At 68.9% G+C, this 26101-nt stretch carries 28 protein-coding genes and 1 tRNA gene; 15 read left to right on the top strand and 14 right to left on the bottom strand.

The window, feature by feature from the left end:
* The first annotated feature begins 148 nt into the window (after positions 1 to 148).
* Positions 149 to 889 (top strand): TetR/AcrR family transcriptional regulator, encoded by a 741-nt coding sequence (locus tag ACFOWB_RS04590; protein ID WP_261401129.1) that lies wholly within the window; start codon positions 149 to 151, stop codon positions 887 to 889.
* A 535-nt stretch (positions 890 to 1424) separates the two neighbouring features.
* Here ACFOWB_RS04590 and ACFOWB_RS04585 read toward each other — a convergent pair.
* Together ACFOWB_RS04585 and ACFOWB_RS04580 are read right to left on the bottom strand one after the other, a co-directional pair.
* Complete coding sequence (locus tag ACFOWB_RS04585; RefSeq protein ID WP_261401130.1) at positions 1425 to 2009, bottom strand: hypothetical protein; 585 nt, start codon at positions 2007 to 2009, stop codon at positions 1425 to 1427.
* A gap of 253 nt (positions 2010 to 2262) precedes the next feature.
* Positions 2263 to 3306, bottom strand: coding sequence for a MaoC family dehydratase (locus ACFOWB_RS04580; protein WP_261401131.1), 1044 nt, complete (start codon positions 3304 to 3306; stop codon positions 2263 to 2265).
* 222 nt (positions 3307 to 3528) lie between these two features.
* Between ACFOWB_RS04580 and ACFOWB_RS04575 the strand changes: the two genes are divergently transcribed.
* Entirely contained in the window at positions 3529 to 4278 is a 750-nt protein-coding gene (locus ACFOWB_RS04575) for a hypothetical protein (RefSeq protein WP_378145912.1), read from the top strand.
* Here ACFOWB_RS04575 and ACFOWB_RS04570 read toward each other — a convergent pair.
* On the bottom strand, positions 4259 to 4465 hold the full coding sequence (locus ACFOWB_RS04570) for a DUF1737 domain-containing protein (protein WP_261401133.1): 207 nt from the start codon (positions 4463 to 4465) through the stop codon (positions 4259 to 4261). The two genes, ACFOWB_RS04575 and ACFOWB_RS04570, sit on opposite strands and share 20 nt — an antisense overlap.
* An 84-nt stretch (positions 4466 to 4549) precedes the next feature.
* Between ACFOWB_RS04570 and ACFOWB_RS04565 the strand changes: the two genes are divergently transcribed.
* Positions 4550 to 5098: a hypothetical protein gene (locus tag ACFOWB_RS04565; protein WP_261401134.1), complete on the top strand. Its 549-nt coding sequence runs from the start codon at positions 4550 to 4552 to the stop codon at positions 5096 to 5098.
* Positions 5099 to 5376: 278 nt separating this feature from the next.
* On the opposite strand, the gene ACFOWB_RS04560 is transcribed toward ACFOWB_RS04565, so the two are convergent.
* Both ACFOWB_RS04560 and ACFOWB_RS04555 read right to left on the bottom strand, forming a co-directional pair.
* Entirely contained in the window at positions 5377 to 5970 is a 594-nt protein-coding gene (locus ACFOWB_RS04560; RefSeq protein WP_261401135.1) for an SH3 domain-containing protein, read from the bottom strand.
* A 5-nt stretch (positions 5971 to 5975) separates the two neighbouring features.
* Complete coding sequence (locus ACFOWB_RS04555) at positions 5976 to 7007, bottom strand: aspartate-semialdehyde dehydrogenase (protein ID WP_261401136.1); 1032 nt, start codon at positions 7005 to 7007, stop codon at positions 5976 to 5978.
* 198 nt (positions 7008 to 7205) lie between these two features.
* On the opposite strand from ACFOWB_RS04555, the gene ACFOWB_RS04550 reads away from it, so the two are divergent.
* The 5 genes from ACFOWB_RS04550 (at position 7206) to ACFOWB_RS04530 (ending at position 11891) form a co-directional block, all read left to right on the top strand.
* The gene (locus tag ACFOWB_RS04550; RefSeq protein WP_261401137.1) at positions 7206 to 7490 is read left to right on the top strand and encodes a hypothetical protein; all 285 of its coding nucleotides are present in this window, start codon (positions 7206 to 7208) and stop codon (positions 7488 to 7490) included.
* An 81-nt stretch (positions 7491 to 7571) separates the two neighbouring features.
* Complete coding sequence (gene mnmG, locus ACFOWB_RS04545) at positions 7572 to 9494, top strand: tRNA uridine-5-carboxymethylaminomethyl(34) synthesis enzyme MnmG (protein ID WP_378145908.1); 1923 nt, start codon at positions 7572 to 7574, stop codon at positions 9492 to 9494.
* Positions 9495 to 9532: 38 nt separating this feature from the next.
* Complete coding sequence (gene rsmG, locus ACFOWB_RS04540; protein ID WP_261405740.1) at positions 9533 to 10126, top strand: 16S rRNA (guanine(527)-N(7))-methyltransferase RsmG; 594 nt, start codon at positions 9533 to 9535, stop codon at positions 10124 to 10126.
* A gap of 28 nt (positions 10127 to 10154) precedes the next feature.
* Positions 10155 to 10979: a ParA family protein gene (locus ACFOWB_RS04535; protein WP_378145906.1), complete on the top strand. Its 825-nt coding sequence runs from the start codon at positions 10155 to 10157 to the stop codon at positions 10977 to 10979.
* A 36-nt stretch (positions 10980 to 11015) separates the two neighbouring features.
* The gene (locus tag ACFOWB_RS04530; RefSeq protein WP_261401139.1) at positions 11016 to 11891 is read left to right on the top strand and encodes a ParB/RepB/Spo0J family partition protein; all 876 of its coding nucleotides are present in this window, start codon (positions 11016 to 11018) and stop codon (positions 11889 to 11891) included.
* 491 nt (positions 11892 to 12382) lie between these two features.
* Here ACFOWB_RS04530 and holA read toward each other — a convergent pair whose 3' ends face one another.
* Positions 12383 to 13414 (bottom strand): DNA polymerase III subunit delta, encoded by a 1032-nt coding sequence (gene holA, locus ACFOWB_RS04525; RefSeq protein ID WP_261401140.1) that lies wholly within the window; start codon positions 13412 to 13414, stop codon positions 12383 to 12385.
* Positions 13415 to 13620: 206 nt separating this feature from the next.
* Between holA and ACFOWB_RS04520 the strand changes: the two genes are divergently transcribed.
* Entirely contained in the window at positions 13621 to 13758 is a 138-nt protein-coding gene (locus ACFOWB_RS04520) for a hypothetical protein (protein ID WP_261401141.1), read from the top strand.
* 306 nt (positions 13759 to 14064) lie between these two features.
* Here the strand turns inward: ACFOWB_RS04520 and ACFOWB_RS04515 are convergent, their stop codons facing one another.
* Both ACFOWB_RS04515 and ccrA read right to left on the bottom strand, forming a co-directional pair.
* Positions 14065 to 14508, bottom strand: a complete 444-nt coding sequence (locus tag ACFOWB_RS04515) for an aspartate 1-decarboxylase (protein ID WP_261401142.1) — start codon at positions 14506 to 14508, stop codon at positions 14065 to 14067.
* Between the two features lie 2 nt (positions 14509 to 14510).
* Entirely contained in the window at positions 14511 to 15800 is a 1290-nt protein-coding gene (ccrA, locus tag ACFOWB_RS04510; RefSeq protein ID WP_261401143.1) for a crotonyl-CoA carboxylase/reductase, read from the bottom strand.
* 169 nt (positions 15801 to 15969) lie between these two features.
* Between ccrA and ACFOWB_RS04505 the strand changes: the two genes are divergently transcribed.
* Together ACFOWB_RS04505 and ACFOWB_RS04500 are read left to right on the top strand one after the other, a co-directional pair.
* Complete coding sequence (locus tag ACFOWB_RS04505; RefSeq protein WP_261401144.1) at positions 15970 to 16239, top strand: GlsB/YeaQ/YmgE family stress response membrane protein; 270 nt, start codon at positions 15970 to 15972, stop codon at positions 16237 to 16239.
* A gap of 12 nt (positions 16240 to 16251) precedes the next feature.
* Positions 16252 to 16773 carry an STM3941 family protein gene (locus ACFOWB_RS04500; RefSeq protein ID WP_261401145.1) on the top strand — a complete coding sequence of 174 codons (522 nt, stop codon included), beginning with the start codon at positions 16252 to 16254 and terminating at the stop codon, positions 16771 to 16773.
* Here ACFOWB_RS04500 and ACFOWB_RS04495 read toward each other — a convergent pair.
* Positions 16770 to 17600, bottom strand: coding sequence for a LytTR family DNA-binding domain-containing protein (locus ACFOWB_RS04495; RefSeq protein WP_261401146.1), 831 nt, complete (start codon positions 17598 to 17600; stop codon positions 16770 to 16772). The genes ACFOWB_RS04500 and ACFOWB_RS04495 overlap by 4 nt on opposite strands.
* Before the next feature lie 247 nt (positions 17601 to 17847).
* Between ACFOWB_RS04495 and ACFOWB_RS04490 the strand changes: the two genes are divergently transcribed.
* The gene (locus tag ACFOWB_RS04490) at positions 17848 to 18579 is read left to right on the top strand and encodes a MipA/OmpV family protein (protein WP_261401147.1); all 732 of its coding nucleotides are present in this window, start codon (positions 17848 to 17850) and stop codon (positions 18577 to 18579) included.
* 7 nt (positions 18580 to 18586) lie between these two features.
* Here the strand turns inward: ACFOWB_RS04490 and yihA are convergent, their stop codons facing one another.
* The 5 genes from yihA to ACFOWB_RS04465 form a co-directional block, all read right to left on the bottom strand.
* Positions 18587 to 19240: a ribosome biogenesis GTP-binding protein YihA/YsxC gene (yihA, locus tag ACFOWB_RS04485; RefSeq protein ID WP_378145901.1), complete on the bottom strand. Its 654-nt coding sequence runs from the start codon at positions 19238 to 19240 to the stop codon at positions 18587 to 18589.
* Positions 19241 to 19384: 144 nt separating this feature from the next.
* Complete coding sequence (gene yidC / locus ACFOWB_RS04480) at positions 19385 to 21211, bottom strand: membrane protein insertase YidC (protein WP_261401148.1); 1827 nt, start codon at positions 21209 to 21211, stop codon at positions 19385 to 19387.
* Positions 21211 to 21624 (bottom strand): ribonuclease P protein component, encoded by a 414-nt coding sequence (gene rnpA, locus ACFOWB_RS04475; RefSeq protein ID WP_261401149.1) that lies wholly within the window; start codon positions 21622 to 21624, stop codon positions 21211 to 21213. Before rnpA ends, yidC begins: the two co-directional genes overlap by 1 nt.
* 32 nt (positions 21625 to 21656) lie before the next feature.
* Positions 21657 to 21791: a 50S ribosomal protein L34 gene (gene rpmH / locus ACFOWB_RS04470; protein ID WP_261401150.1), complete on the bottom strand. Its 135-nt coding sequence runs from the start codon at positions 21789 to 21791 to the stop codon at positions 21657 to 21659.
* Between the two features lie 185 nt (positions 21792 to 21976).
* The gene (locus ACFOWB_RS04465; protein ID WP_261401151.1) at positions 21977 to 22177 is read right to left on the bottom strand and encodes a hypothetical protein; all 201 of its coding nucleotides are present in this window, start codon (positions 22175 to 22177) and stop codon (positions 21977 to 21979) included.
* Positions 22178 to 22485: 308 nt separating this feature from the next.
* Here ACFOWB_RS04465 and ACFOWB_RS04460 point away from each other — a divergent pair, with 308 nt between their 5' ends.
* The 3 genes from ACFOWB_RS04460 (at position 22486) to ACFOWB_RS04450 (ending at position 26069) form a co-directional block, all read left to right on the top strand.
* Entirely contained in the window at positions 22486 to 23946 is a 1461-nt protein-coding gene (locus tag ACFOWB_RS04460; RefSeq protein WP_378145897.1) for an ATP-binding protein, read from the top strand.
* A 96-nt stretch (positions 23947 to 24042) separates the two neighbouring features.
* A tRNA-Arg gene (locus ACFOWB_RS04455) sits at positions 24043 to 24119 on the top strand.
* A gap of 96 nt (positions 24120 to 24215) precedes the next feature.
* Positions 24216 to 26069: an integrase gene (locus tag ACFOWB_RS04450; protein ID WP_378145895.1), complete on the top strand. Its 1854-nt coding sequence runs from the start codon at positions 24216 to 24218 to the stop codon at positions 26067 to 26069.
* Positions 26070 to 26101 lie beyond the last annotated feature (32 nt).

Genomic DNA, 26101 nt, shown 5'->3' with positions numbered 1-26101 from the left:
CTATCACTTTCACGGGCGTCGCCTACCGGAGGTGCGACAACTTGTCTATACGGATTCACCCGGATTTTTTTGGCTTTGCTCTCGGAGTCAGTGTGTCAGCCAGGAAATCCGCGGCCCTGCGCCCGGCATTGAGAAAGGCTGGCAGATCATGACAGTCGCGCCCGTCATCAAGATCGGGGAAACGGCGCTTCGCCGTCGCGCGCCCCGCCTCGCCGGCGACGCCCGCCGCGCCCAAATCGTGGAGGCGGCGAGCCGCTTCTTCGCCGATCACGGCTTCAGCGGCCCGACCCGCGACCTCGCGGCCTCGATCGGCGTCACCCAGGCGCTGCTCTACCGCTACTTCGACAGCAAGACGGATCTCATCGACGCCGTCTTCGCCGAGGTGTTCAAGAAGCACTGGGGCGACGCCGCGCTCGAGCGCTTCGAGGCCGACCTCGGCCGCCCGATGGTCGAGCGTCTCTCCGACGTCTACGGCGCGATCCTCGCCGGCGTCAGCGCCACCGCCACGCGCCTGTTCTTCCGCGCCGGCCTCGACGCCTATGCGGGACCGATCTCCCGCAGCGCGGCGCTCAGCTGGCCGCTCTGGACCGCGATCGTCGAGGCCTGGCGCCGCGAGGAGGCGCTGCCGTCTCTCGCCCAGACGCCGCTGCTCGAGGGCGAGCGCGCGCTCGTGATGGCGCTGCACGACGCCATGATCATGATCCGCGTGCGCGAGCACGTCCTGCACTCCGAGCGCCGTCTCGACGACGCCGACGAGATCCGCCAGGTCGCCGAGACCTATGACGCCGGCGCGCGCGCGGTTCTGACCCGCCTGCATGGCGCCGACCTCGGCCTGCGCTCGATGCCGACGCCCGCCAACGCCTCCGACGGCGAGCAGGTCGCGGCCTGAGGGCGTCTCGGGCGGTTTGAATGCAGCGAAGGCGGCTCTCGGGCCGCCTTCGTCGTTTCTGCGTCCGGCGTCTCCAGTGATGCGCGCGATACGCCGCGCGTCATCCCGGCCGAAGCGAAGCGGAGAGCCGGGATCCAGAACCGATCCGGCGAGGCCGGATTTCGCGGCGGGCTCGGTTCTGGGTCCGGGGTCAAGCCCGGGACGACGGCTTTCGGCTGTGCGGACTCGGCCTGCGCTAGACGCCCACGCCCGCCAACGCCTCCGACGGCGAGCAGGTCGCGGCCTGAGGGCGTCTCGGGCGGTTTGAATGCAGCGAAGGCGGCTCTCGGGCCGCCTTCGTCGTTTCTACGTCCGGCGTCTCCAGTGAAGCGCGCGATACGCCGCGCGTCATCCCGGCCGAAGCGAAGCGGAGAGCCGGGATCCAGAGCCGATCCGGCGGGCTCGGATGTCGCCGCGGGCTCGGATCCGGGTCCCGGGTCCCGGGTCCAGCCCGGGACGACGGCCGTCGTTTCCTAAGGAGATCGGACTCTCCGGATCACGCGATTTTCGATCGCGACATGTCGCCGATCATCGTCGGCACGAAACGCTCGATAAACCCGGCCATGAAGCACCAGAAGATCAGCTTGTTGAATGACGTCGGGCCGACGATCGTCCAGTTGTGAAACGCGCCGGAGAACGTGTCGCACTGATCTTTTGCGCTGCAATCAAACTTCGGGAAAAACTCGCCGCTGATCAAACCCGACGAGATGACGATATAGAATAAAAGCGCATAGAACGCGCCCAGAGCCCCCGGAATGTTGAGAAATAAGAACGCGTAGATTTTGTCGGACCGTTGTGACGGCGTTATCGTGTATTCAACGGGATCGATCCGGACGGACACGTATCCAGTATAAATTCTCCTTAGCGTCCAAATCGAAGCGCCGATCATTCCGGAAATCAAAGCCACAAATTCTAACGCAAGAATCGGCGTTTCATTTCGCGACCAACAAAAATAAATAACAAATAATAGTATATTTAGAGATACAAAGAAGGCGAACCAACCAAAACACACATCCTGATGCTCTCGAACGAATTTCTTAAAAAATTCGCCTTCGACGGTTTGAGCGTTTTCTTCGGACATCGGATCCATCCGTGCACGGATGTTGATCCTAGAAGACAACGGCCGCGCGACTCAAGTGGATTGGATCACGCGTCAAGCGAGCGAACGACGTGACGTTGCGACCGGAAACGCCGCGCGTCATCCCGGCCAAAGCGGAGCGGAGAGCCGGGATCCAGAACCGATCCGGCGAGGCCGGATTTCGCCGCGGGCTCGGTTCTGGGTCCCGGGTCAAGCCCGGGACGACGGCCGTCGTTTCCTGCGCGCGCCTACAGCCTCACCGCGGCAGCAGCAGCCACAGGTCGAGGTCGAGCACCACGTTCGGGTGATCCTTGCCGTCCTCGCCCGTCCGCGGGAAGCCGGCGGTCGAAAAATCCTTCACGCCGGTCATGCGCACCCGCAGCGCGCCGACGTCGTCGCGGCCAGGGATCGGCTGCTTGTCGAGGATTTCGGACCAGGCATAGAGCGTGTCGCCCGCATGGATCGGCGCGACGTGGCGGCCGCCATTGATCCCGGCGACGTGGAAGGCGTTCTCCAGCCCGTTGAACGACAGCCCGCGCGCGAGGCTGATGACGTGGCCGCCATAGACGAGGCGCCGGCCGATCTTGGAGGATTTCTGCGCGAAGCCGTCGAAATGCACCTTGGCGGTGTTCTGCCAGAGCCGCGTCGCGAGCTGGTGCTCGGCCTCCTCGACCGTCATGCCGTCGACATGGTCGATCTTTTCGCCGACCTCGTAGTCGTCGAAGCGGCGGGTCGAGCCGGCCTCGGCGTCGTCCCAGGCTGACGTCTCGATGCGCGGGCAGGCCGCGCCGAGCTCGGACGGGTCGACGACGCTCGGAAGCTCGGGAACCACGGTCTCCTGCACCGGCCGGCCGCCCTGCATGCGCACCAGCACCCAGCGGACATAGTCGAGCACCGACGCGCCGTCGGAGCGCACGCCCCGGGTGCGCACCCACACCACGCCCGCGTCGCCCTTTGAGGTCGGCCGCACGCCGATAACCTCGGAGGTCGAGACCAGCGTGTCGCCCGGATAGACGGGCAGCAGGAACTTGCCCGCGGCATAGCCCAGATTGGCGAAGGCGTTGAGAGAAACGTCCGGCACCGTCTTGCCGAACACGACGTGGAACGTGATGAGGTCGGAGACCGGCGAGCGCGGATAGCCGATGCGGCGCGCGAACGCGTCGGAGGACTGCACCACGAAGCGGTCGCCGTAGAGCCCCTGATACATCGCCACGTCGCCGACCGTCACGGTGCGCGGGGTCGCGTGGCGGATCACGTCGCCGACGATGAAGTCCTCGAAGAATCGACCTGACCCGGCCATGCGCGCGCTCCGCTCGAAGTATTGTGCGGCGCACTGTGTGGCACGTCGCCCGGCGTGCGGCGACCTCGACATTCGTCCCGGGCGAGCGTTTCCGGGAGATGAAGACGAACGCGCAATTCACCTCGATCGGCTTCACGCGGCTTTCAAACCGGCCGTGCCACAGTCTCACGATCGCGAGAGGGGCGGCGACATGCGCCCCAGGCATTTCGGGGAATGAAGCCAATGGCGGCGGACGTTGCGGATCGGCAGGACGAGACGGCTCCGGTTCAGGTCGCGGCCGGCGCCCGCCGCGCGCTCGCCCATGAACGGGCGGGCCGCTATCGCGAGGCCTGGGGCCAGTGGGAGCGCCTGCGCGGCCAGAACCCCGGACGGGCCGACTGGAACGCCCCGCTCGCCGCGAGCTATCTGCGCTACGCGCTCGCCTGGACCGCGGACGGCGGCGAAGGCTCGCTCGCGGAAGCCGAGGCCGCGCTCGTGCGCGGCATGTCGATCCTCACCATCGATCTCGCGGGCGGCGTCGACGACGTCGCGCGGCTCATGATGATCGCCCGCGCCTGCGAGCAACGCTGCATCCTGCGCGCCTTCGGGGAGGGCTGGACGTCGGCCGCCCGCGACGCGCTCGACGCCGGCGAGACCCAGGCCGTCGTCGGCGACCTGCGCCAGGTGGCGGCCGCCGGCGCCGCCGCGACCGCGGCGCTCGACCTCGTGGCGCTCTCCGCGCCCTCGCTCGCGCCGCTTGCGGCTGAACTCGCGCAGAGCTGCCTGCGCCTTTCCACGACGCTTCAGGCGGCGGGCGACGAGGAGGCCGCGATCGGCCTCGAGATGCGGGCCGAAGCCGTGCTGCGGGGCCCCGCCCAGCCGCAGCGCCCCGCGCCGCGCCCGATCCTGGTCGCGATCGACGGCGGGGCCGAAGAGGCCCGCACGCCGCCGCGCCGGCCCGAACTTCGGCTCGTCACCACTCAGACAGCGTGACGTCTTCGGACCAGTCGACGCCCGGCACGTCCTTGGTGATCGCCTGGCCGCAGATCACGGTCTTCTTTTCCGGATCGTAGGTGAGCGTCGGGTTTCCGGCGAGCGTCCAGCCCTTGTTGAGCGCGGCCGACACGCGCCGGCAGAAGGCCTGGTCGTCGGGGCCGGTGAGGTAGCGATAGAGCTTCATGGCGGGGCCGCTCGCTTGAATGACGGTCGGAGGCGCGCCGGCCTCCCGTCGTTGAATCGTCGCCCGTCCGGGCTAAAGTCAAGCATGACCCGGACCGCAGACTGCTTTCGCCGCCCGCCCGCAAAGACGTCGACCCGCGCGCTTCTCGTCCTTCTGGTCTCGCTCGCGAGCTCCGCGGCGCAGGCCGAAGGCTTCGCGGCGAAGGATCTCACGACAGTCGCGGACGCCGCCAAGGCCGCGCTCGGCGGCGACTACGCCCACCGCGCCGAGGCCGCGCGGCTGACGCTCACCTGCCCGACCTGCAAAGGCGAGCCGATGATCGACGTTCTGGTCAGCCGCCAGGACGACGGCACCGAGGCGCGGGTGCGCTCGGGCCAGACCACCGTCGCCCAGCTCGAAAAGCTCTGCCGGGCCAAGGTCGACGCCTGCCGCATCACGGAGCTGAAGGTCGCGCCTGCGGTCGGCTGGCTCAGCGCCTATCCGATGGGCGCCGCGATGGCGGGTTCGACCGCCGTGATCCTGCGCGACGGCGATCTCCTGACGATCCGCTCGCTCGCTTCCGACCCGGCGGTGGCGAAACGGAACGCCGAGACGCTGGCGGCCTCGATCGCGCCGAAGATCGTCGGGCGCTGACCCAACCGTCGCCGCGGTCCGGCTTGAGCGGCCAGCGGCGGCGTGCGAGCAGCTTAGCGCTTGCTGATGGGGCTTCCGGAAGCGCCAACGTTCTTGTCCCGGACTTGATCCGGGACCCAGAACCGACGCCATCGCGAGGGTGAACGCCGAACTCCCGTCGCCTTTCCCGGAACCCGCGTCGGTTCTGGGTCCCGGATCAAGTCCGGGACAAGGGGCGGGGCGGCCGATCTCGATGCGCGCCGGGGGATGACGGCGGCGGTTCGGGCGTCCCCCTCGGCTCAGCGGCACACCGTCGTCTGGTTGGAGCACAGGCGGTTCGCCCAGCCGCGGACGGTCTTGCCGCCGAATTCGCCCTCGACCTCGGCCCATTCGCCCGTGCAGCCATAGATCCGCCCGACCTCGAACCGGCCGACCGAGCCCGCCGGGCTGCTTGAATAAGGGCTGGAAAGCGTCGCGGTCGCCTTCGCCTCGGGCGAGGGGGCGGCGCGCAGGAACACGGAGCCGACGTCGCTGCCGGCGAGCTTGCCCGAGATCCAGCCCTTCTGGTCGAGCACGGTCCCGGCCTTGTCGGCTTCGCCATAGTCGCGGAAGAACGCGCGCTCGATCAGCAGCCAGCCGTCTTTCGAGCCGACCACGCGCAGTTCGAGATTGTAGGATTCGCCGTCCTGGCTCCGCTCGTTCTCGAGCGTCGCGATGAGCGCTGAGGAGGCGGAGGGGCCGGCGCGGACATTGAGGCCGGCCGGATCGTCGTCGATCGAATAGACGTCGATCGCGCAAGGGTTCGCGCCCGAGGCGTCGACCGGCTTCTCGGCGGCGGAGGTTCCGCCGCCGAGAAGGAAGAGAAGCGCCAGCCCGGAAACGAGCCGGCGCATCGGGTTCAGGCCGCCTGCTTGAGAAGGCCGCGATTGGCGAGGCACTCGGCGATCTGCACCGCGTTGAGCGCCGCGCCCTTGCGCAGGTTGTCGGACACGCACCAGAGCACGAGGCCGTTGTCGACCGTCGGATCCTCGCGGATGCGGGACACGAAGGTCGCGAAGTCGCCCACGCATTCGACCGGCGTGACGTAGCCGCCCGGCTCGCGCTTATCGATGACCAGCACGCCCGGCGCCTCGCGCAGGATGTCGCGCGCCTCGTCGGCCGAGAGCGGGTTCTCGAACTCGATGTTGACCGCTTCCGAATGGCCGACGAACACCGGCACGCGCACGCAGGTGGCGGTCAGCTTGATCTTGGGGTCGAGAATCTTCTTCGTCTCGGCCACCATCTTCCATTCCTCCTTCGTGAAGCCGTCCTCCATGAAGACGTCGATGTGAGGAATGACGTTGAAGGCGATCTGCTTCGGGAACTTGCCGCCTTCGAACTCCGGCGACTGGTTCACATAGATGCCCTTGGTCTGGTTCCAGAGCTCGTCCATGGCGTCCTTGCCGGCGCCGGAGACGGACTGGTAGGTCGAGACCACGACGCGCGTGATCTTGGCCGCGTCATGCAGCGGCTTCAGCGCGACGACGAGCTGCGCGGTCGAGCAGTTCGGGTTGGCGATGATGCCCTTCTTGCGATAGCCCGCGACCGCGTCGGCGTTCACTTCCGGCACGATGAGCGGCACGTCCGGGTCCATGCGCCAGACCGACGAGTTGTCGATCACGATCGCGCCCTGGGCGGCGATCTTGGGCGACCACTCCTTCGACACGGTCCCGCCGGCCGACATCAGGCAGATGTCGGTCTTGGAGAAATCGAACTGCTCGAGCGCCTGGCATTTCAAAGTTCGGTCGCCGAACGACACTTCGGTGCCGAGGCTCCGGCGCGAGGCCAGCGGCACGAGCTCGTCGACCGGGAATTCCCGCTCGTCGAGGATGTTCAGCATTTCGCGGCCCACATTGCCCGTGGCGCCGACGACGGCGATCCGAAAGCCCATCTTGCAGCTCCATCGGCCGGGGCGGCGGTCCGCCACAAAGCCCGGCCTTCGTCTTATGCGCGGCCAGTCGCGACCGCGACGGTTCCATGACGCGAAATCGCGGCGATTTCAACGCCGACGCGGATTTTGCGGCGCAACTCTTGCGGCGCTCGCGCGTTGAATGGTCAAATACGGCGACATGGCGCCCGGAGCACACATATGACCCTTCGCACGACCCGCAAGATCTTCCTCCTCGCCGCCGTCGCGGCGGTCGCGGCCGCGCCGCTCGGAGCCGCGCCCGCCTTCGCCCAGGACAGAGGCGTGGCGATCACCATTCAGAAGGGCCCGAGCTATCTGAACACGCGGCAGACGCCGAAGCCCGGCTCGGCCACCCGCGCGGCCTATGACACCTCGGCGGTCTACCAGCCGTTCCAGTCGCAGCGGAACTCGATCAGCTTCTCGCGCTATCCGCTGCCCTCGAGCTTCACGCTCCCCGGTTACTAAGCCTTAACCATATGCGCGATCAGGCCCCGCCAAGAGCGGGGCCTTTTCGTATGCGGGCGGTTCGATGTTTCACGTGAAACATTGCGCGCATGGGCGCTCCGCCGTAGAGACGCGGTCGCTATGACAACGCCCTCAGGAACGCCTTCTCAGCACGCATTCGACGTCGTCGTCGTGGGCGGCGGCCACGCCGGCTGCGAGGCGGCGGCGGCGGCCGCGCGCATGGGCGCGCGCGCCGCGCTCGTCACCCATCGGCGCGAGACGCTCGGCGCCATGTCCTGCAACCCCGCGATCGGCGGGCTCGGCAAGGGCCATCTCGTGCGCGAGGTCGACGCGCTCGACGGGCTCATGGGCCGCTGCGCCGACGCGGGCGGCATCCAGTTCCGCGTGCTCAATCGCAGCAAGGGGCCAGCGGTGCGCGGCCCGCGCGCGCAGCAGGACCGCCGGCTCTACGCAGCCGCGATCCACAGGGCGCTCGGCGAAACGCCCGGACTGGAGATCATCGAGGCCGAGGTCGACGACCTGATCGTCGAGGCCGGCGCGGTCGCGGGCGTCGTCACCGGAGACGGCCGGCGCATTTCCGCAGGCGCCGTCGTCCTGACGACCGGCACCTTCCTGCGCGGCCTCATCCATATCGGCGAGCGGCAGATCCCGGCCGGCCGCGCGGGCGAGGCGCCGGCGCTCGGGCTGTCGGCCCGGCTCGAGGCCGCGGGCCTTGCGCTCGGACGACTGAAGACCGGCACGCCGCCGCGGCTCAACGGACGCACCATCGACTGGGCGGCGCTCGACATGCAGGCGGGCGACGATCCGCCCGAGCCGTTTTCGACGCTGACGGAGGCGATCGGCAACCCGCAGATCCAGTGCGGCGTCAGCCGCACCACCGACGAGACCCACGCGATCATCCGCGCGAACCTGTCGCGCTCCGCCATGTATTCGGGCCGGATCGAGAGCCGCGGCCCGCGCTATTGCCCCTCGATCGAGGACAAGGTCGTGCGCTTCGACGAGCGCGACAGCCATCAGGTATTTCTCGAGCCCGAAGGCCTCGACGACCCGACCGTCTATCCGAACGGGATTTCGACCTCGCTGCCGGAGGACGTGCAGCTCGCGATCGTGCGCAGCATGCCGGGGCTCGAGAAGGTCGAGATCCTGCGGCCGGGCTACGCAATCGAATACGACCATGTCGATCCGCGCGAACTGACCGCGACGCTCGAGCTCAAGAAGCTTCCGCGGCTGTTCCTCGCCGGCCAGATCAACGGAACCACCGGCTACGAGGAGGCGGCGGCGCAGGGGCTGGTCGCGGGCCTCAACGCCGCGCGGCGCGCAGGCGGCGGGGAGGGCGCGGTCTTCGGCCGACACGAGGCCTATGTCGGCGTGATGATCGACGACCTCGTGACCCATGGGGTCACCGAGCCCTATCGCATGTTCACCTCGCGCGCCGAGTACCGGCTGTCGCTGCGCGCCGACAATGCGGATCTGCGCCTCACCGCCAAGGGCGAAGCGCTCGGCTGCGTGGGCGCGGGGCGCGCGCGAAGCTTCGCCGAGAAGGCCGCGCGGCTCGCCTCCGCCGAGGCGCTCGCGCGTTCGGTTTCGCTGACGCCAGCCGAGGCCAGGCGCGCCGGCGTGACCGTCAATCAGGACGGCCGTCGCCGCACGGCCTATGACCTGCTCTCGCTGCCCGACGTCGGCCGCGTCGAGATCGAGCGCATCTGGCCGGCCTTCGCGGAGGTCGACCGGACGACGTTCGAGCAGCTCAAGATCGAGGCGAGCTACGCCGTCTATCTCGATCGGCAGACCGCGGACATCGCGCGCCGCCGCGCCGAAGAGGAGCTCGCGCTGCCCGGCTCGATCGACTACCAGACCATTCCCGGGCTCTCCGCCGAGCTGCAGGAGAAGCTGATCCGCACCACGCCCGCGACCTTGGGGCAGGCGGGTCGGATCGAGGGCATGACGCCTGCGGCGCTCGCGCTGCTCGCCGTGCGCGCCCGTCGCTCCGCGGCGTCCGCGTGACCCCGCGCGAGGCCGACCGGGCCGCCGCAGAGCGGCTCATGAATGTTTCACGTGAAACATGGGCGCGGCTCGACGCCTATGTGGCGCTGCTCGACAAATGGCAGGCGACGACAAATCTCGTCGCGCCGAGCACGCTCGAAGCGGTGTGGACGCGCCACGTCGCCGACAGCGCCCAGATCATGACGCTTGCCCCGGCCCACGCGACCGTCTGGGTCGATTTCGGTTCCGGGGCCGGCTTCCCGGGCCTCGTGGTCGCGGCGCTGCGCCCGGACATCCGGGTCCATCTCGTCGAGAGCAACGGCAAGAAGGCGGCGTTTCTGCGCGAGGCCGCCCGCGCGATGGGCGTCGAGGCGCTGGTCCATGGCGCGCGCGCCGAAGCGATCGCCGGTTCGGCGGTCACGTCGGCCGACGTCGTCAGCGCCCGCGCGCTCGCTCCGCTCGCCGATCTGGTGCGGCTCGCCGCTCCGCTGTTGAAAACGGGCGCCGTGGGGCTCTTTCCCAAGGGTCGAGAGGCCGAGGCCGAATTGACCGTGACGGCCAAATCCTGGAATGTCGAAGCGTCGCTTCACCCCAGTCTGACCGAGCCCGACGCGCGGATCGTGCGGATCGACCGCTTCCTCGGACCCCGGTGACGACGGACGATTTCCGGAGCCGAAAACCATGCTCTCAAGCGCGTTCCCGCCCGGCGCCCCGCGGGTGCTGACGCTCGCGAACCAGAAGGGCGGCGTCGGCAAGACCACGACCGCCATCAATCTGGGAACCGCACTCGCCGCCATCGGCGAGACCGTGCTGATCGTCGACCTCGATCCGCAGGGCAACGCCTCCACCGGGCTCGGCGTCGACCGAAAGGCCCGCAAGCTCTCGACCTATGACGTGCTCTCGGGCGACGCGACGCTCGCCGAGACCATCCAGGAAACCGCGGTCCCGCGGCTCTCGCTCGCGCCCTCCACCATGGACCTGCTCGGTCTCGAGCTCGAGATCGCCTCCGAGAAGGACCGCGCCTTCCGGCTGCGCAACGCCATCGCGGCGCTGCACGCGGAGGGCCGCGAGACGCCCTACACCTATGTGCTGGTCGATTGCCCGCCTTCGCTCAACCTGCTCACCATCAACGCGATGGCGGCCGCGAACGCGATCGTGGTGCCGCTGCAGTGCGAGTTCTTCGCGCTCGAAGGCCTCAGCCAGCTGCTGCGCACGGTCGAGCAGGTGCGGGTGACGCTGAACCCGGCGCTCACCATCCATGGCGTGGTGCTCACCATGTTCGACCCGCGCAACAATCTGTCCGGCCAGGTGGTGGCGGACGTTCGCGCCTTCCTCGGCGACAAGGTCTACGAGACCATGATCCCGCGGAACGTGCGCGTGTCGGAAGCGCCGTCCTACGGCAAGCCGGCGCTGCTCTACGACCTGAAGTGCACCGGCAGCCAGGCCTATCTGAAGCTCGCTTCGGAAGTCATCCAGCGCGAGCGCGCGCTGCGGGCGGCGGCCTGATCACTCAAGAGTTCGCGTAACATGGGGAAGGCGAAGATGGCTGAGGAGCCGCAACGCTCGCGTCTCGGCCGCGGTCTCGCGGCGCTGATCGGAGACGTCGGCGAAGAGACCGCGGTGGTCGACCGCACGCGCCCGCAGCGGCGCGCGCCGATCGCCCAGATCAAGGCGAGCCGCTACAATCCGCGCCGTTCGTTCCGCGAGGAGGACCTCGAGGACCTGACCGCCTCGGTGCGCGAGAAGGGCGTGATCCAGCCGATCCTCGTGCGCCGGGTCGAAGGCGGGGAGGGCGAAAGCTTCGAGATCATCGCGGGCGAGCGCCGCTGGCGCGCGGCCCAGCGCGCCGGCGTCCACGACGCGCCGATCGTGGTGCTTGAGGTCACCGACCGCGAGGCGCTGGAGATCGCGATCGTCGAGAACGTGCAGCGCGCCGATCTCAACGCCATCGACGAGGCGGCCGGCTACGAGCAGCTGATGGCGCAGTTCTCCTACACGCAGGAGAAGCTCTCCGAGGTCATCGGCAAGAGCCGCAGCCACATCGCCAACACGCTGCGGCTGATGAAGCTGCCGGACGCGGTGAAGGCCCATGTGCTCGACGGTTCGCTGACCGCCGGCCACGCCCGCGCGCTGCTGGCGCTGCCCGATCCCGAGGCCGCCGCCAGGCGGGTGGTCGAGAAGGGGCTGTCGGTCCGCGACGTCGAGGCGATGAGCCGCGCGCCCGAGGTGAAGAGCGCCGCGGGCCTGCGCGCGGCGAAACCGGAGCGCGACGCCGACACGCTGGCGCTGGAGAAGGAGATCGGCGAGACGCTCGGCCTCGACGTCACGCTGTCGCCGAAGGGCGCGGGCGGGACGCTGACGATCCGCTTCGCCGATCTCGAGCAGCTCGACATGCTGGCGCGCCGGCTGCGGGGGTGAGGCTTCGGCGCGCCGCCGCCCTTTAGGTGAGGCGCACGACCCTCAGACGGTCATCCCGGGCTTGACCCGGGATCCAGAACCGACGCGCTCCGGGAGCTGGATCGGCCGTCTCGGCTCTGGATCCCGGCTCTTCGGCCGGGATGACCAGGCGGCGGTTCGGGCGGACCGATCGGCGAAGCGAGTGTGTACGGACAAGACGAGGCGAACGACCCTCCGCCCGTCATCCCGGGCTTGACCCGGGATCCAGAATCGACGCGCGCCGGGAGCTGGATTGGCCGTTCCGGTTCTGGATCCCGGCTCTTCGGCCGGGATGACCGGGCGGCGGTCACGGAAGCCTCCCGGCGCCCCCTCGCGCGACCGCCAAAACCCCCTGCCTTATCCGTGACTCTCAGAAGCCCGCTGGCGGCTTTTTCGCTCCGCGAAGGCAATCACACCGGCCGCATTCGAAATCGCCGCCAGCGAGTCTCTGATCGAGTCGATTTTCTGCACGTTTAGCGCGAGAAACGCGCGGCTTCCTGTCCGATTGCGAGCAACGCGCGCTCCGCGGCCGCTTCGCCTGTCGCGGCGGACTTTCGCCCCTGCGCGACCGCGTCGGCGAGCCGCGTCACCGCGTCGCCGAGCCGCTCGCCCGACCAGCGCGCGAGCGCCCGCTCGACCGCGTCCTTGCGGCGGAAGTGGATCATCGCGCCGCCGCTCTCCATCACCGAGCGCGCCGAGCGTCCCTCCTCGACCTGCCCCCGCAGCCGGTGCATGAGCAGCGCATGACGCAGCGCCGCGGCGAGCGTGACCGAGGCCGGCGTGCCGGAAGCGCGCAGCGCCTTCAGCGTCGCAACGACATCGGCCGGCCGGCCTCCGAAGGCCGCGTCCACAGCCTCGTCCATGCCGACGTCTCCGGACTCCGCCACGATCGCTGAGACGTCGTCAGTCTCGATGCGGGCCTGGCCCATCGCGTAGAGGCAGAGCTTGCGGACGTCCTCGCGCGCGGCGAGCCGGTCGGGACCGAGGCTCTGCTGCAGCAGCGCCCTGGCCTCGCTTGAAATGGTGAGGCCGGCGGCGCGCAGTTCCTCCTCGATCAGCCGGTCACGGGCGCCGGCCTCGTCCGGGTAGCAGGGCAGCGCCGCCGCATGGGCGTGCTTCTCGCAGAGCGCGCGCAGCGGCGCGTTCTTCTTGAGGTCGCCCGCCTCGAGCACGGTGAAGGATTCCGGCCGCGGCCCCGACAGCAGCGCCTCGAGGGCCGCCGCGACAGAGCGCCCGCCGACCCGCACGCGGATCGCGCGCTTGCCGCCGAACAGCGCGATCGTGTTGGCCTCGTCGGGAAGGCGGCCGGGATCGGAGGCGAGCTCGTCGCCTTCGAGGCGGACGAGCGCGAACGGATCGTCGGAGCCGTCCAGCGCGCGCTTGACCAGCGCCTCGGCGCGCTCGGCCACGAGCCCTGCGTCGGGCCCGTAGATCAGCGCGGCGAAAATCTCGGCCGGCGGCCGCGCGATGAAGCGGTCGACGCCCGAGGCCTTGATCGCGACCATGCCGTCTCCCGTTCGAAAGGACGCCCGATCAATGCCGGTCCGCGGGGCCTGCGTCCAGAGCGCCGACCCGCCGAGTTTTATGAGAAGGCGACGAAGTTCAGGCGCCGGATGGAAACTATGCCGGCGAAATACCGTGGCGCCGGTCGTCCGCGGCAGGGTCCAATGCGTTGCACAGACAGCAAAACCTGCTGAGAGAAGGACATCCTATGATCATCGCCGGTTATGAAGAGCTGCTGGTTCTCGCCTTCGGCGTCGCGCTCGCGGTGTTCGTGCTGACCCGGCTGAATTCCGGCCTGTCGCGGCGCGAGCGCAAAGAGCTGACCTCCACGCACACCGAGGCGTAAGGCCGGTTCGCCGCCCCCAGCTGTTTCCGGGGTTCATCCGGGATCCGGGGGCCGAAGAGTTCGCGGGATCTGGATCAGCCGTCTCGATTCTGGATCCCGGCTCTTCGGCCGGGATGACGGGCGGCGGTTCGGGCGGCTTGTCCGAGACAGGCGCAGCGCGTCCGCCGTCAGAGGCTCCGCATGCTCCGCCGTCATCCCGGGCTTGACCCGGGATCCAGAACCGACGCGGTCGCGGGATCTGGGTCAGCCGTCTCGGTTCTGGATCCCGGCTCTTCGGCCGGGATGACAGGCGGCGGTTCGGGCGGCTCAGCCCACCAGCCGCGTCACCGGCACGGCGGCGCCGTGGCTTTCGATCGTCATGTCGGGCTCGCCGCGCTCGTTCCGGAACACGCGATAGCTGAGCTCCTCGGCGACCTCGTTGCCGGGGCCGAAGGTCAGCACGCGCGGGTTCGTCGCCACGACGTCGTCCAGCGTCCCGAAGGTCGTCGAGGCGATGATGACCTCGTCGCCGACCTGACAGGTGCGCGCCGCCGCGCCGTTCAGGATGCAGCAGCGCGCGCCCGCCACCCCATAGAGCACGTAAGTGCTGATGCGCGCGCCGGAATTCTTGTTCCAGATCTCGACGAACTCGAGCGGATCGAGCCCCGCCCGCCGGCAGATCTCCGGGTCGAGCGTGATCGAGCCGTGATAGTTGAGATCCGCGCCGGTGACGCGGATCCCATGCAGCTTCGCGCGGACGAAGCCTTGCATCGTCAGGCCGCGGCGGGCTTGGCGGCCTTCGAGGCCTCGTAGGCCTCCTGCACCTCTTCCACCGTCCGGAGCCCCGTGCGCGGCGCGTTGACCAGCACCGCCATGTTTCCGGGCGGGTGCTGGTTGTGCCACATCATGGTGTGGGCCTTCGGAATGTCCTGGAAGGTGAAGACCTCGGACATGCAGGGGTCGACGCGGCGGTCGATGACGAACTTGTTGGCCGCGCTCGCCTGCTTCAGATGGGCGAAATGCGAGCCCTGGATGCGCTTCTGCCGCATCCAGACGTAGCGGGCGTCGAAGGTGATGTTGTAGCCGGTGGTGCCGGCGCAGAACACCACCATGCCGCCACGCTTCACCACCAGGCACGAGACCGGGAAGGTCGACTCGCCCGGATGCTCGAACACCATGTCGACGTCGACGCCCTTGCCGGTGATCTCCCAGATCGCCTTGCCGAAGGCGCGGGCCGACTTCACCCAGGTGTTGTACTCAGGAGAGTTCACCTTGGGCATCTGGCCCCAGCAGTCGAAGTCCTTGCGGTTGATGACGCCCTTGGCCCCGAGGCTCATGACGTAGTCGCGCTTGCTCTCGTCCGAGATCACGCCGATGGCGTTCGCGCCCGAGGCCGCGATGAGCTGGACCGCGAACACGCCGAGGCCGCCGGAGGCGCCCCAGACCAGCACGTTGTCGGACGGCTTCAGCTGGTGCGGCGCATGGCCGAACAGCATGCGGTAGGCGGTGGCGAGCGTCAGCGTGTAGCAGGCCGCCTCCTCCCAGGTGAGATGCCTGGGCCGCGGCATCAGCTGGCGCGACTGCGCGCGGCAGAACTGCGCGAAGGAGCCGTCCGGCGTCTCGTAGCCCCAGATGCGCTGGGAGGACGAGAACATCGGGTCGCCGCCGTTGCACTCCTCGTCGTCTCCGTCGTCCTGGTTGCAGTGGATGACGACCTCGTCGCCGACCTTCCAGCGCTTCACCTTGGAGCCGACCGCCCAGACGATGCCGGAGGCGTCGGAGCCGCCGATGTGGATCGGCGACTTGTGGCTGTCGATCGGGGAGACCGGCTCGCCGAGCGAACCCCAGACGTGGTTGTAGTTGACGCCGGCGGCCATGACGTAGACGAGCACGTCGTCGTCGCCGAGCGGCCAGGTGGGCACCACCTCGAGCTCGTTGGCGCTCTCGGGCGGGCCGTGCCGCTCCTTGCGCACCACCCAGGCATGCATGGTGGCGGGCACATGGCCGAGCGGCGGCATCTCGCCGAGCTCGTAGAGATCTTTCTTTTCGCCGCTGGCGCTCATGGACTTCGGGCTCGCGTTCAAATTGCCGTTGCGTTTCGAACTAGTCGCCTCCCGAAAACCGCGCAATGCGACGTTGGCGGTATGCTGCGCCGCGGCATAGACCTTCGGCGTCGCCGCCATATGTTGAGTTTCGAGGCGGTGGACCGCATGAGCACGAGGGTGATGCGGAATGGAGCTTGAACCATTTGCGGGCTACGGCCTGATCGCGATTCTGCTGATCGGCGGCGTCGCCGGCTGGCTGGCCGGCATCGTGGTGCGAGGCTACGGGCTCGGCATCATCGGCAACATCATCGTCGGCGTGATCGGCGCCTTCGTCGGAACCTGGCTGCTGGCCAAGCTCGGGATCTTCGTCGGCGGCGGGCTGCTTGGGACTCTGATCGGCGCGACTGTCGGCGCGATCGTGCTGTTGCTGATCATCGGGCTTTTCAGGCGCGTCTAGAGCCGCGGGGGCATGGCCGAGGACCAGATCGACCTCGAGAAGTCGGCCCTTCGACTTCTCGCCCTCAAGGGCGGCGCATGGGGCTTCGTCGCGCTCTGCGGCGTCCTGCTCCATTTGCGCCCCGCCGGGGTCGAGCCCGGCAGCCTCAACGAGTTCACGCTTTATGCCGGCGTCCTGTTCTTCGGCGCCTGCGCGATCGTGGCGACCGTGAGGTTCTTCCGGCGCGGCCCGGTGGTCTCGGTCGGACGCCAGGGCGTGTTCGACCGGCGCCTGTCGAACGACTGGATCCCGTGGGACGCCGTCACGGCGGTGGGAAAGGCCGATCTGGGCGCGCGGAAATCGATCGTTCTCGCGATCGATCCTGCGCGCGAACCGGCGTTGCCCTTCACCAAGGCGGCGCGGCGGCTGGCGAAGATCAACGCCGCGACCGTCGGCGTCACCGGATACTGGATGTCGGCGACCGAGCTCAGCGGCGGATTTCCGGCGCTCGACGCCGCGATCGCGCGGTTTCACCCGCGCTCGGCGACGTCCTAGGGCTTCGCGGCGAGCGCCTCGATCGCCTGCAGGTAGGGCTGCGAAACCGGCGCCGTCAGCCCGGTCTTCAGCCGAAGCTGCCCGACCCGGCCGACGCGTTCAAAGCTCTCGACGGCGTTCGCCGCCACCCACCATGAGCGGTGCGACTGCGCGCCCGGCGTCGGGGCGGCCTCGGCCATGGCGTCGCCGAGGCGCATGAGGATCAGGGTCGAGCCGCGCGTGGTGTGGACGCGGACATAGTGATCCTCCATCCGCAGGCAGATCAGCGGCCCGCGCAGGTTCGGCGGCAGCCGCTCGACGAGGCGGCTGGTCTGGGGCGCCTCGCTCTCCCCGGCGGGAAGGTCGATCGTCGCCGCGGCCTCGCCCGCGCCCGCCGCCACGAAGCGGAGCTGCGGGTCGGGCGGCCCCGCCGGCCGCAGGATCGCGTCGGTCAGCAGCATGACGCCCCAGCCGACCACGAAGATCTGGCTGGACATCTCCGCGAGCTCCCAGAACGTCGGCTCGAAGTCGCTGAGCGCGACGGTCGCGAGCGCGGCGACCGGCAGCATCGGGAGCACGGCGACGGCGCAGATGAGCGGACGCCGGACGCTGCGCCGCGCGTCGCGGAACGCCGGCAGGCGCTCGAGCGCGTGCTCGACGAGCGCGGCGACGATGTACCAGCAGGCCAGAAGCCCGACCCAGTAGCCGAGCTTCGGCAGGAATTCGGCCTTGTCGGTGCTGAACGGTCCGATCCAGGCGAAGGCGAGGCCGAGCGCCATCGCCAAAGCGAGCTCGCTCGCGCGCTGGCGCAGCCAGTCCTCGCTCGGGAATTTCGCGAAGTCGCGCATCGCGAACGGCCTTTCCCCTCAGTTTCCAGCCCGCTTCGCGAAGCGCTCCGCGCAGTCGCGAACGGGCGCTCGCCCGAAACCCTGCCCGCCCGCCATAGCTCGCCTCGCGCCGGGCCAGTTCGGCCGTGGTCGGGGAAGCTTGATGAGACAGAACCTAAGTCTTGCCTGCGTAGCGGCGATTTTGGCCGGGATCGGGGCGTCGCCCCTCCGGGCTGCGGATTTTTCCGACGAAACACTCGGCGAGGCCGTGGCGGCGCCCAATGAGAGGGTCGTCTCGGCTTTGCTCGCCGCCGGCGTCGCGATGAAGCCGGAGTTCGAGGGCTCGGACAAATACGAGGTCGTGCCGCTCCTGCTCGCCAATGTGAAATGGGGCGGCGTCGAGCTTCAGCTCCGCGGGCTCGAAGCGCGCGTCGACCTCTTCGCCGACAGCCCGTGGGACTTCGGCCCGGTCGTGAACTATCGCGGCAAGCGCGACGACGACGTGTCGGGGCCGGTGAAGCGCCTCGCGGAGATCGACGGCGCGGTCGAGGGCGGCGGGTTCCTGGCCTACGCCTTCGGCGGCGACCGGAACGGACAAGGCGAGATCCGCCTTGAAGCCACCGTGCTGCACGACGTCTCGGGCGAGCACGACGGCTTCACTGCGAGCGGCGGGGTGAGCTATGCGGCGCTGCGCTGGGGCCCCGTCTACGCCAATGTCGACGCGCAGACGACCTACGCCAGCAAGGACTTCAACCGCACCTATTTCGGCGTCACCCGCGCAGGCTCGATCGCCTCGGGGCTCAAGGCCTACCGGCCGGGCGCGGGCTTCAAGGACGTGAGCGCGGGCGTCACCGCGGGCTATCAGTTCAACGAACAGTGGGGCCTCGTCGCCCGCGCCGAGGTGACGCGCTACGTCGGCGACGCCGCCGACAGCCCGATCGTGAAGGACGGCTCCAAGACCTCGGCGCTGCTCGGGCTTGGGGTGTCGTACCGCTACTGACGACGGCTCAGCTGCGCTCGTCGATGAGGCGCGCGATCGCGGCGCGCATCTCGGCGACGCCGATCGCGTCGCGGCTCGAGGTCGCGAGCACTTCCGGAAAGGCCGCGGGGCGCTTGGCGAGGCCCGCCAGCGTCTCGGCGATCCGCGCCTCGCGCTCGGCGGCTTTCAGCTGGTCGAGCTTGGTGAGCACCACCTGATAGGACGTCGCCGCCGCGTCCATCAGCGAGAAGGCCTCGCGGTCGACTTCCTTGATCCCGTGGCGGCTGTCGATCAGCACGAAGACGCGCGCGAGGCTGGCGCGGCCGCGCAGATAGGACTTCACCAGCCGCGTCCAGGCCGCGACCTCCTCGACGGGCGCCTGCGCGTAGCCGTAGCCCGGCATGTCGACCATGAAGGCGCGGCCGCCGAGGTCGAAATAATTGAGCTGCTGGGTGCGGCCGGGCGTGTTCGACGTCTTGGCGAGCGTCTTGCGGCCGGTGAGCGCGTTGACGAGGCTCGACTTGCCGACGTTGGAGCGCCCCGCGAAGGCGATCTCGGGCCGGTCCATCGGCGGCAGCTGGTCGAGCTTGGCGCAGCCGAGCCTGAAGTCGCAGGGGCCGGCGAACAGCTTGCGGCCGATTTCGGGATAGGGGTCTTCGGGAAGCGTCTCGGGCTCGGACATGAGGCGCTCCGGAGGGGCCGTCATCCCGGACGGCCGAAGGCCGATCCGGGATCGTTTTCAAAAAGAGGCGCGCCTTACGCGCAGGACGCTCCCGGCTCTCGGCTTCACGCCTCGGCCGGGATGACGCGCCTTGTGAAGAGCCGTCTAGCTCTTCGCCGCGTCCGCGGGCTTCTTCTTCCGGAACACGTCGAGCGTGTTGCCGATGATGTTCACCTCGACGCCCTGCCGCTTCATGATGATCCACTGCTGGAGGATCGAGAGCAGGTTGTTCCAGGTCCAGTAGATCACCAGGCCGGCCGGGAACGAGGCCAGCAGGAAGGTGAAGAACAGCGGCATCCAGTTGAAGATCATGGCCTGCGTCGGATCCGGCGGGGCCGGGTTCAGGCGCATCTGCACGAACATCGAGATGCCCATCAGGATCGGCCACACGCCGATCAGCAGGAAGTGCGGCACGTCGTAGGGAAGCAGCCCGAACAGGTTGAAGAGCGAGGTCGGGTCCGGCGCGGCGAGGTCGTGGATCCAGCCGTAGAACGGCGCGTGCCGCATCTCGATCGCGATGAACAGCACCTTGTAGAGCGCGAAGAACACCGGGATCTGGATCAGGATCGGCAGGCAGCCGGCGAGCGGATTGATCTTCTCGCGCTTGTAGAGCTCCATGAGCTCCTGCTGCTGGCGCTGCTTGTCGTCCGGGAACCGCTCCTTGATCTTCACCATCTCGGGCTGGACAAGCTTCATCTTCGACATCGAGACGTAAGACTTGTTGGCCAGCGGGAAGAAGATGATCTTCACGCAGAGCGTCACGATCAGGATCGCGATGCCGAAGTTGCCGACGAGCTTGTAGAAGAAGTCGAGCGCATAGAACATCGGCTTGGTGACGAGATGGAGGTAGGTCCCCCAGTCGATCATCAGCTCGAACTTCAGGACGCCCTGGCTCTCATACTTGTCGATGACCGCCACCTGCTTGGCGCCGGCGAAGAGCCGCGCGGTCGACTCGCTGGTCGCGCCCGGGGCGACGACGATCGGGTCGAGCAGGTAGTCGCTCTGGTAGAGCTTGCCGCCCTCGGTCGCCGAGGCGAAGCGGGCCGCGTAGCCCTTGTCCTGCGGCGGGATGAGCGCGGCGCCCCAGTACTTGTCGGTGAAGCCGAGCCAGCCGCCGGTCGCCTTGTAGGTGCGCGGGCCGCCGGTGATGTCCTTGTAGGTCGGGTAGGACAGGCCCTCCTGGCCGAACACGCCGATCGGCCCCTCATGCAGGAACCAGTAGCCGAGCGTCTGCGGCTCGCCGTGGCGCGACAGCAAGGCGTAAGGGTGCAGCGTCGTGGCGGCCGCGCCGGTGTTCTGGACGTTGTCCTTGACGGTGAAGAGGTAGTCGCCGTCGATCGAGATCGTGCGGCGGAACACGAGGCCCTGGCCATTGTCCCAGACGAGGACGACCGGCTTTTCGGTGGTGAGCGGGCCGGTGGTCTCGGCCTTCCACTCGGTCTGGCCGTCGGGCAGCTTCACGTTCTCGCCGGCGCCGTTCACGTAGCCGAACTCGGCGTAATAGGGCTGCGGGCTGCCGATCGGCGCGAACAGCACGATCTCGGGGCTCTTCGGGTCGACGGTCTCGCGATAGTCCTTGAGCTGGACGTCGTCGACCCGGCCGCCGATCAGCGAGATCGAGCCGTCGAGCCTGTTGCTGTCGATCTTGACGCGCGGAGCGCCGGCGAGCGCCTGCTCGCGGGTCTTGATCTGGCCGCCGGCCGCGCCGGGCTGCGCCGCGGGCGCGCCGGCGGGCGACTGGGCCCCGGCCGCGGGCGCGGCCTGCGGACCGACGCCGGGCGCCGGCGTCGCCTTGTTCTCGTCGGTCAGCGCCTGCTGCGCGGCCTGCTGCTCGCGCTGGGCGTCGAGCTGCGGCTTCGCCACGAAATACTGCCAGCCGACCAGAACCAGGACCGACAGAACGATGGCGATGAGTGTGTTGCGATTGTCCATCAACGTCCGCTTTCGCGCGGGCGGGCCCGATCGGGCCTCGCCTTGTCCGCTTCGCCGCCGGCCCGTCCGTGGGCGCGCTTCGCCGCCTGGGCGATGTCGCGCGTCAGGCGGTCGAAATTCGCGTCGAGCACCGCGCGCCGGGCGATCAGCACGTAATCGCAGCCGGGACGGGCGTCTTTTCCAAGCGCCGCGCGCGCGGCCTCGCGGAGGCGCCGCTTCATGCGGCTGCGCTCGACCGAGTTGCCGACCCGCTTGGTCGCGGTGAAACCGACGCGGGGCTTGTCCTGCTCCGCGCCGCGATCATTCATCTGGAGGGCGACCAGAGGTCCGCCGATCTTGACGCCGGAATTCGCCGCCGCGACGAAGTCACGCCGGCGACGCATCATGTCGAGAGTGGCCGCGAGCGTCGTCATCGGCGCATGCGCGGCGTCGTCCCGGTCGTCGATCAGGCGCTCAGCCGCTTGCGGCCCTTGGCGCGGCGGGAGGCGATGACCTTGCGGCCGCCGACCGTCGCCATGCGCGCGCGGAAGCCATGGCGGCGCTTGCGGACAAGCTTCGAGGGCTGGTAGGTCCGTTTCACGAACGTCGTCTCCGGTCGCCGAGGCCCGCACAGGCGTCTCCCGCGTCAAGCGGGGCCCGCGTCGGGGGCCTTCGGCCAATACAAAAAAGCCCGCGGTCTGCGCGGGCGCGAACATGCGGCGGCTTATACGGGAGGCCTCCGCGCGAAGTCAATCGCGGGGAGGCCCGCACGTCGCCTTCGGGCGATCAGCTCCGGTCGGCGAGCTGCATCCGGATCTGGCGGATGTCGCGGCCGATCTTGAGCACCGCCTCGGAGACGAGCGCGAGGCTCTTCACGGTGAGCGCGCGCTCCTCCTGCGTCTCCAGGGCGAGGCAGGCGGCGGCCTCCGCCTTCAGCCGCTTGGTCTGGTCGTCCAGACGCTGCATGACGCTCTCGACCTCAAGCATGATCCTCTCCCTTTCGCCGCCTCGTCGACGCGGCGTCCATGGCGGCGGCCCGCCGCGCGAACCCTCGCCGGCCACGCTGCGCCCCGGCGCGCGCGCTGGAAAGCGAAAGCTTTCGTAAACCTTAAGATCGGGCGGGCGGCCCGCCGCTCCCGGCAATTTGACGAGGCCCCGCGCGAAGCTCACTATCGACGCGCCCGCGAGGCGGGCGCCGACTCGGGCGCGGATCACGCCCGCGCGCCCGGTCCGCCGCCGACCGCAATCCCCGACCCGCCCGCCCGTGACTTTCCGCCCATGACCCGCGCCGACCCATGAGCGAAGAGCACGCCCCCGCGAAGGCGCCCACGGGGCGACCTGGCCTGTCGGGCAAGCTGCTGGCCCTGACGGCGCTGTTCGTCATGGTCTCAGAAATCCTGATCTTCGTGCCGTCGGTGGCGAACTTCCGACTCAACTTCATCGACGACCAGCTGAACCGCGCTCGCACCGCAGCGCTCGCGCTCGACGCCGCGCCCGACGGCGCGGTGGAGGAGCCGCTCGCCCGCAAGCTGCTGAAGATCGTCGGCGCCCGCGCGCTCGTGCTGCAGACCGGCGACGCCCGGCGCCTGCTCGCGGTCGCCGACATGCCGCCCGAGGTCGCCCACACGGTCGACCGCCGCGACCCCGTCGGGCCCGAGACCGTGCTCGAGGCGTTCGACGTGCTGCTCTACGGCGACAAGCGGCTCGCCCGCGTGGTCGACGACGCGCAGGACGGCGGCGACGAGATCGAGATCGTGGTCGACGAGACCCCGCTCAGGAAGGCGATGCTGGCCTTCTCGATCAACGTGCTGGCGCTCTCGCTGATGATCTCGCTGATCACCGGCGCGCTCGTCTATTTCACGCTCGACCGCATGATCGTGCGGCCGGTGCGCCGCCTCACCGGCTCGATGGTGCAGTTCGCCGGCGCGCCGGAGGACGCAAGCCGCATCGTGGCGGCGTCCGGCCGCGACGACGAGATCGGCGTCGCCGAGGAGGAGCTCGCCCGCATGCAGCTCCAGATCCATTCCCAGCTCGCCCAGAAGTCGCGGCTCGCGGCGCTTGGCCTGGCGGTCTCCAAGATCAACCACGACCTCCGGAACCTGCTCGCCTCCGCGCAGCTGATGTCCGACCGCCTCGGCGCGGTCGCCGACCCGACGGTGCAGAAGCTCGCCCCGCGCCTCGTCGCCACGCTCGACCGCGCGATCAGCTTCTGCCAGTCGACGCTGTCCTACGGCGCGGCGCAGGAGACGCCGCCGGCCCGCCGCATGACGCCGCTGTCGGAGATCGTCGAGGACGTGCGCGCGGGCCTTGGCCTTGCGGGCGGCGGCGCGGTCGGCTTCGTGTCCGCGGTCGAGCGCGGCCTCGTCATCGACGCCGATCCCGACCAGATGTTCCGCGCGCTGCTCAATCTCGGCCGCAACGCGCTGCAGGCGCTCGAGAGCCGCGGCGAGACCGACCCGGACCGCGACCAGATCCGCATTCTCGGCCGCCGCGAGGGCGCGGTGGCGGTGATCGAGCTGTCGGACACCGGTCCCGGCCTGCCGCAGAAGGCGCGCGACCACCTGTTCGAGCCGTTCCAGGGCTCCACCCGCTCGGGCGGCACGGGGCTTGGCCTGGCGATCGCCGCCGAGCTCGTGCGCGCCCATGGCGGCTCGATCGCGCTCGTGGACGGCACCATGGGCGCGACCTTCCGGATCACGATCCCCGACCGCCCGATCGATCTCCAGGCGCGGGCCCGCGAACGCGCGCGCGCCTAAAAAGGAGCGGCGAGCCGCGTCGAGAGCGCTTGCAATGCGATCTGAACGCGGCTAACACGTCGCCTCCCGCGGGGCCCCAAGGCCTCACGCGGCAGCGCGCCCGTAGCTCAGCTGGATAGAGCACCAGACTACGAATCTGGGGGTCAGAGGTTCGAATCCTTTCGGGCGCGCCAAATTTTCCTAAGCCATTGAGATCGCCGAATAGCTAGCTCCTCATGGGGCTTAGCCTGCCGTTCGCTACACCATCGTGCTACACGAGGTCAGGCAAAATGGCGGCTCTGAGCTACATGGCGGTTCGCGGCAGCACACAGTGGTTTCGGAAGCGGCTTCCAGAAGCGCTTGCGGGTAAGGACGCCCCCGAGCACATCCGCGCGGCCTTCCCCCAACTGGTCAACGCGAAGACCGGCCGCTTCAAGCTCGAAGTGACGAACTCCCTCAAGACGAAGGACGAGGCCACGGCCAAGCGCCGCAGCCTGAAGCTCGCGAGCGCGGTGTCCGACGACATCGCGGCGGCCCTGCGGATGTATGGGGAGGGGTCTTTAACCGACGCCAGCCTGCCTGAGCTTCCTTCGGTGGAAGAGTTTGAGGCCGCCTACTTCCGCCGGGAGTTGGAGATGGATCAAGCCGAACGGCGATCCGGCGACCCTATGGAAGGTCTGCACGATCGGGAGGCGCTTGGGCTTCTTCCTCGGGAAGCCACTGAGGGTATGCAACGAGACCACTTCCTCGCGTGGGGCGACTTGCTAGAGATCGAAGCGGCGGACCTTCGCGACGCGCTCGCACGTCAGGACCCGTCTGTCATCCGTGGGGACATTGAAGCGGCCTTTCACCGGCTGGGCCTCCGATTTGATCCTAAGGACCCCACGCACCGCGACCGCGCGTTGGCGATCTTGGGGGCGGCTGCGGACGCAGTGGAGGCAAAGCTCGACCGGCAATCCGGCAAACGCGTGAAGACCCCGGAGCCCGCGCCCCCCGCGCAAGGGCCGAAGTTCTCCGAGGCGTTCGACCACTGGAAGCGGCCTAGCACGGCAAAGGGTGGGAGGCAGCTCGCGCCTAACAGTCTACGGGAAGCGGCCCTTGCCGTACGGCTCTTCAAAGAATGGGCGGGCGACAAGGCCTTGGGCGCGATCACCAAGGAAGACACTCGGACCTTCCGCGACGCGCTGGAGCGGCGGCCCACGGGATTGCCTGCAAAGCTCCGCGCTCTGCCTCTTCGCGACCTCCTAGAAAAAGACCTCCGGGCTTACCCACCCACGAGCGCCACGACAGTCAACAAGCTGCTCAACATGCTCAAGGCGGTCGTGCGCCGAGCCGAAAAGGACGGGCTTACGGACGGGCTCTCTGCCTTCGCCAATCCCTTCAAGGACGTGCGCTCCGACGTCGACGAACGGCAGGCGGAAGGCCGCGAGCCCTTCGACAATGCGGACCTCAAGGCTCTCTTCGAGACCCCTGTTTTCGCCTCCGGGGTGCGACCGGCCGGCGGCGGCGGGGAGGCGGCGTTCTGGCTTCCCGTGCTGGCGCTCCTCACCGGAGCCCGCCAGGAGGAACTTGCGCAGCTTCGCGTCTGCGACATTGGGAAAGACGTCGAGGCGGGGGTCTGGTTTCTCGACATCGGGATATCAGGCGGGCGGAACGTGAAGACCGTCAGTTCCCGCCGCAAGGTCCCGCTTCACCCGGAGCTGGAGCGCATCGGCTTGCTGCGCTACCGCGAGGCCCGCGCGAAGAACAATCCTTCCGACGCGCCGCTGTGGCCCGACATCAAGTCTGACGTGAACGGCAAGCGCTCCGCCGCATGGTCCAAGTGGTTCGGCCGGTATCTCCGCGACACGGCTGGCGTGAAGGACCAAATCAAGGTCTTCCATTCCTTCCGCCACACCTTCAAGCGGCTCGCCCGAAGCGCTCACCTCACCGAAGAGATGCACGACGCGCTAACCGGTCACGCGGGAGGAAGCGGCGTTGGGCGGAGCTATGGGAAGGGCTTCGACCTCCAAGCCTTGTCCGAGGGGGTCGCGAAGATCGCAGCGCCCGCCGCGGTGTCTGCCCTGAGGTGGGGCCCCGAGCCGGGCCACGGGGGGAATCTCGCGGACGCCTCCATGGAAGGTTCCCCGGTCTCAGACGAGTGACCCCTCGGGGCTTCAAATGTCATGACAGGAAG

It is taken from the genome of Chenggangzhangella methanolivorans, assembly GCF_042648545.1.
Taxonomy (GTDB): Bacteria; Pseudomonadota; Alphaproteobacteria; order Rhizobiales; family Methylopilaceae; genus Methylopila; species Methylopila methanolivorans.
This window is presented reverse-complemented; position numbering and strand designations above follow the sequence as displayed.

Bases quoted from the DNA above. Each gene is read 5' to 3' on its own strand.
- ACFOWB_RS04590 (WP_261401129.1), top strand. From the start codon at position 149: ATGACAGTCGCGCCCGTCATCAAGATCGGGGAAACGGCGCTTCGCCGT.
- ACFOWB_RS04520 (WP_261401141.1), top strand. From the start codon at position 13,621: ATGATCATCGCCGGTTATGAAGAGCTGCTGGTTCTCGCCTTCGGCGTC.
- ACFOWB_RS04570 (WP_261401133.1), bottom strand. From the start codon at position 4,465: ATGAAGCTCTATCGCTACCTCACCGGCCCCGACGACCAGGCCTTCTGC.
- ACFOWB_RS04460 (WP_378145897.1), top strand. From the start codon at position 22,486: ATGAGCGAAGAGCACGCCCCCGCGAAGGCGCCCACGGGGCGACCTGGC.
- ACFOWB_RS04515 (WP_261401142.1), bottom strand. From the start codon at position 14,508: ATGCAAGGCTTCGTCCGCGCGAAGCTGCATGGGATCCGCGTCACCGGC.
- ACFOWB_RS04500 (WP_261401145.1), top strand. From the start codon at position 16,252: ATGGCCGAGGACCAGATCGACCTCGAGAAGTCGGCCCTTCGACTTCTC.
- ACFOWB_RS04560 (WP_261401135.1), bottom strand. From the start codon at position 5,970: ATGCGCCGGCTCGTTTCCGGGCTGGCGCTTCTCTTCCTTCTCGGCGGC.
- rsmG (WP_261405740.1), top strand. From the start codon at position 9,533: ATGAATGTTTCACGTGAAACATGGGCGCGGCTCGACGCCTATGTGGCG.
- ccrA (WP_261401143.1), bottom strand. From the start codon at position 15,800: ATGAGCGCCAGCGGCGAAAAGAAAGATCTCTACGAGCTCGGCGAGATG.
- yidC (WP_261401148.1), bottom strand. From the start codon at position 21,211: ATGGACAATCGCAACACACTCATCGCCATCGTTCTGTCGGTCCTGGTT.
- ACFOWB_RS04565 (WP_261401134.1), top strand. From the start codon at position 4,550: ATGACCCGGACCGCAGACTGCTTTCGCCGCCCGCCCGCAAAGACGTCG.
- ACFOWB_RS04450 (WP_378145895.1), top strand. From the start codon at position 24,216: ATGGCGGCTCTGAGCTACATGGCGGTTCGCGGCAGCACACAGTGGTTT.
- rnpA (WP_261401149.1), bottom strand. From the start codon at position 21,624: ATGACGACGCTCGCGGCCACTCTCGACATGATGCGTCGCCGGCGTGAC.
- ACFOWB_RS04505 (WP_261401144.1), top strand. From the start codon at position 15,970: ATGGAGCTTGAACCATTTGCGGGCTACGGCCTGATCGCGATTCTGCTG.
- ACFOWB_RS04575 (WP_378145912.1), top strand. From the start codon at position 3,529: ATGGCGGCGGACGTTGCGGATCGGCAGGACGAGACGGCTCCGGTTCAG.
- ACFOWB_RS04585 (WP_261401130.1), bottom strand. From the start codon at position 2,009: ATGTCCGAAGAAAACGCTCAAACCGTCGAAGGCGAATTTTTTAAGAAA.
- ACFOWB_RS04580 (WP_261401131.1), bottom strand. From the start codon at position 3,306: ATGGCCGGGTCAGGTCGATTCTTCGAGGACTTCATCGTCGGCGACGTG.
- ACFOWB_RS04465 (WP_261401151.1), bottom strand. From the start codon at position 22,177: ATGCTTGAGGTCGAGAGCGTCATGCAGCGTCTGGACGACCAGACCAAG.
- ACFOWB_RS04495 (WP_261401146.1), bottom strand. From the start codon at position 17,600: ATGCGCGACTTCGCGAAATTCCCGAGCGAGGACTGGCTGCGCCAGCGC.
- ACFOWB_RS04555 (WP_261401136.1), bottom strand. From the start codon at position 7,007: ATGGGCTTTCGGATCGCCGTCGTCGGCGCCACGGGCAATGTGGGCCGC.
- ACFOWB_RS04530 (WP_261401139.1), top strand. From the start codon at position 11,016: ATGGCTGAGGAGCCGCAACGCTCGCGTCTCGGCCGCGGTCTCGCGGCG.
- yihA (WP_378145901.1), bottom strand. From the start codon at position 19,240: ATGTCCGAGCCCGAGACGCTTCCCGAAGACCCCTATCCCGAAATCGGC.
- ACFOWB_RS04550 (WP_261401137.1), top strand. From the start codon at position 7,206: ATGACCCTTCGCACGACCCGCAAGATCTTCCTCCTCGCCGCCGTCGCG.
- holA (WP_261401140.1), bottom strand. From the start codon at position 13,414: ATGGTCGCGATCAAGGCCTCGGGCGTCGACCGCTTCATCGCGCGGCCG.
- ACFOWB_RS04535 (WP_378145906.1), top strand. From the start codon at position 10,155: ATGCTCTCAAGCGCGTTCCCGCCCGGCGCCCCGCGGGTGCTGACGCTC.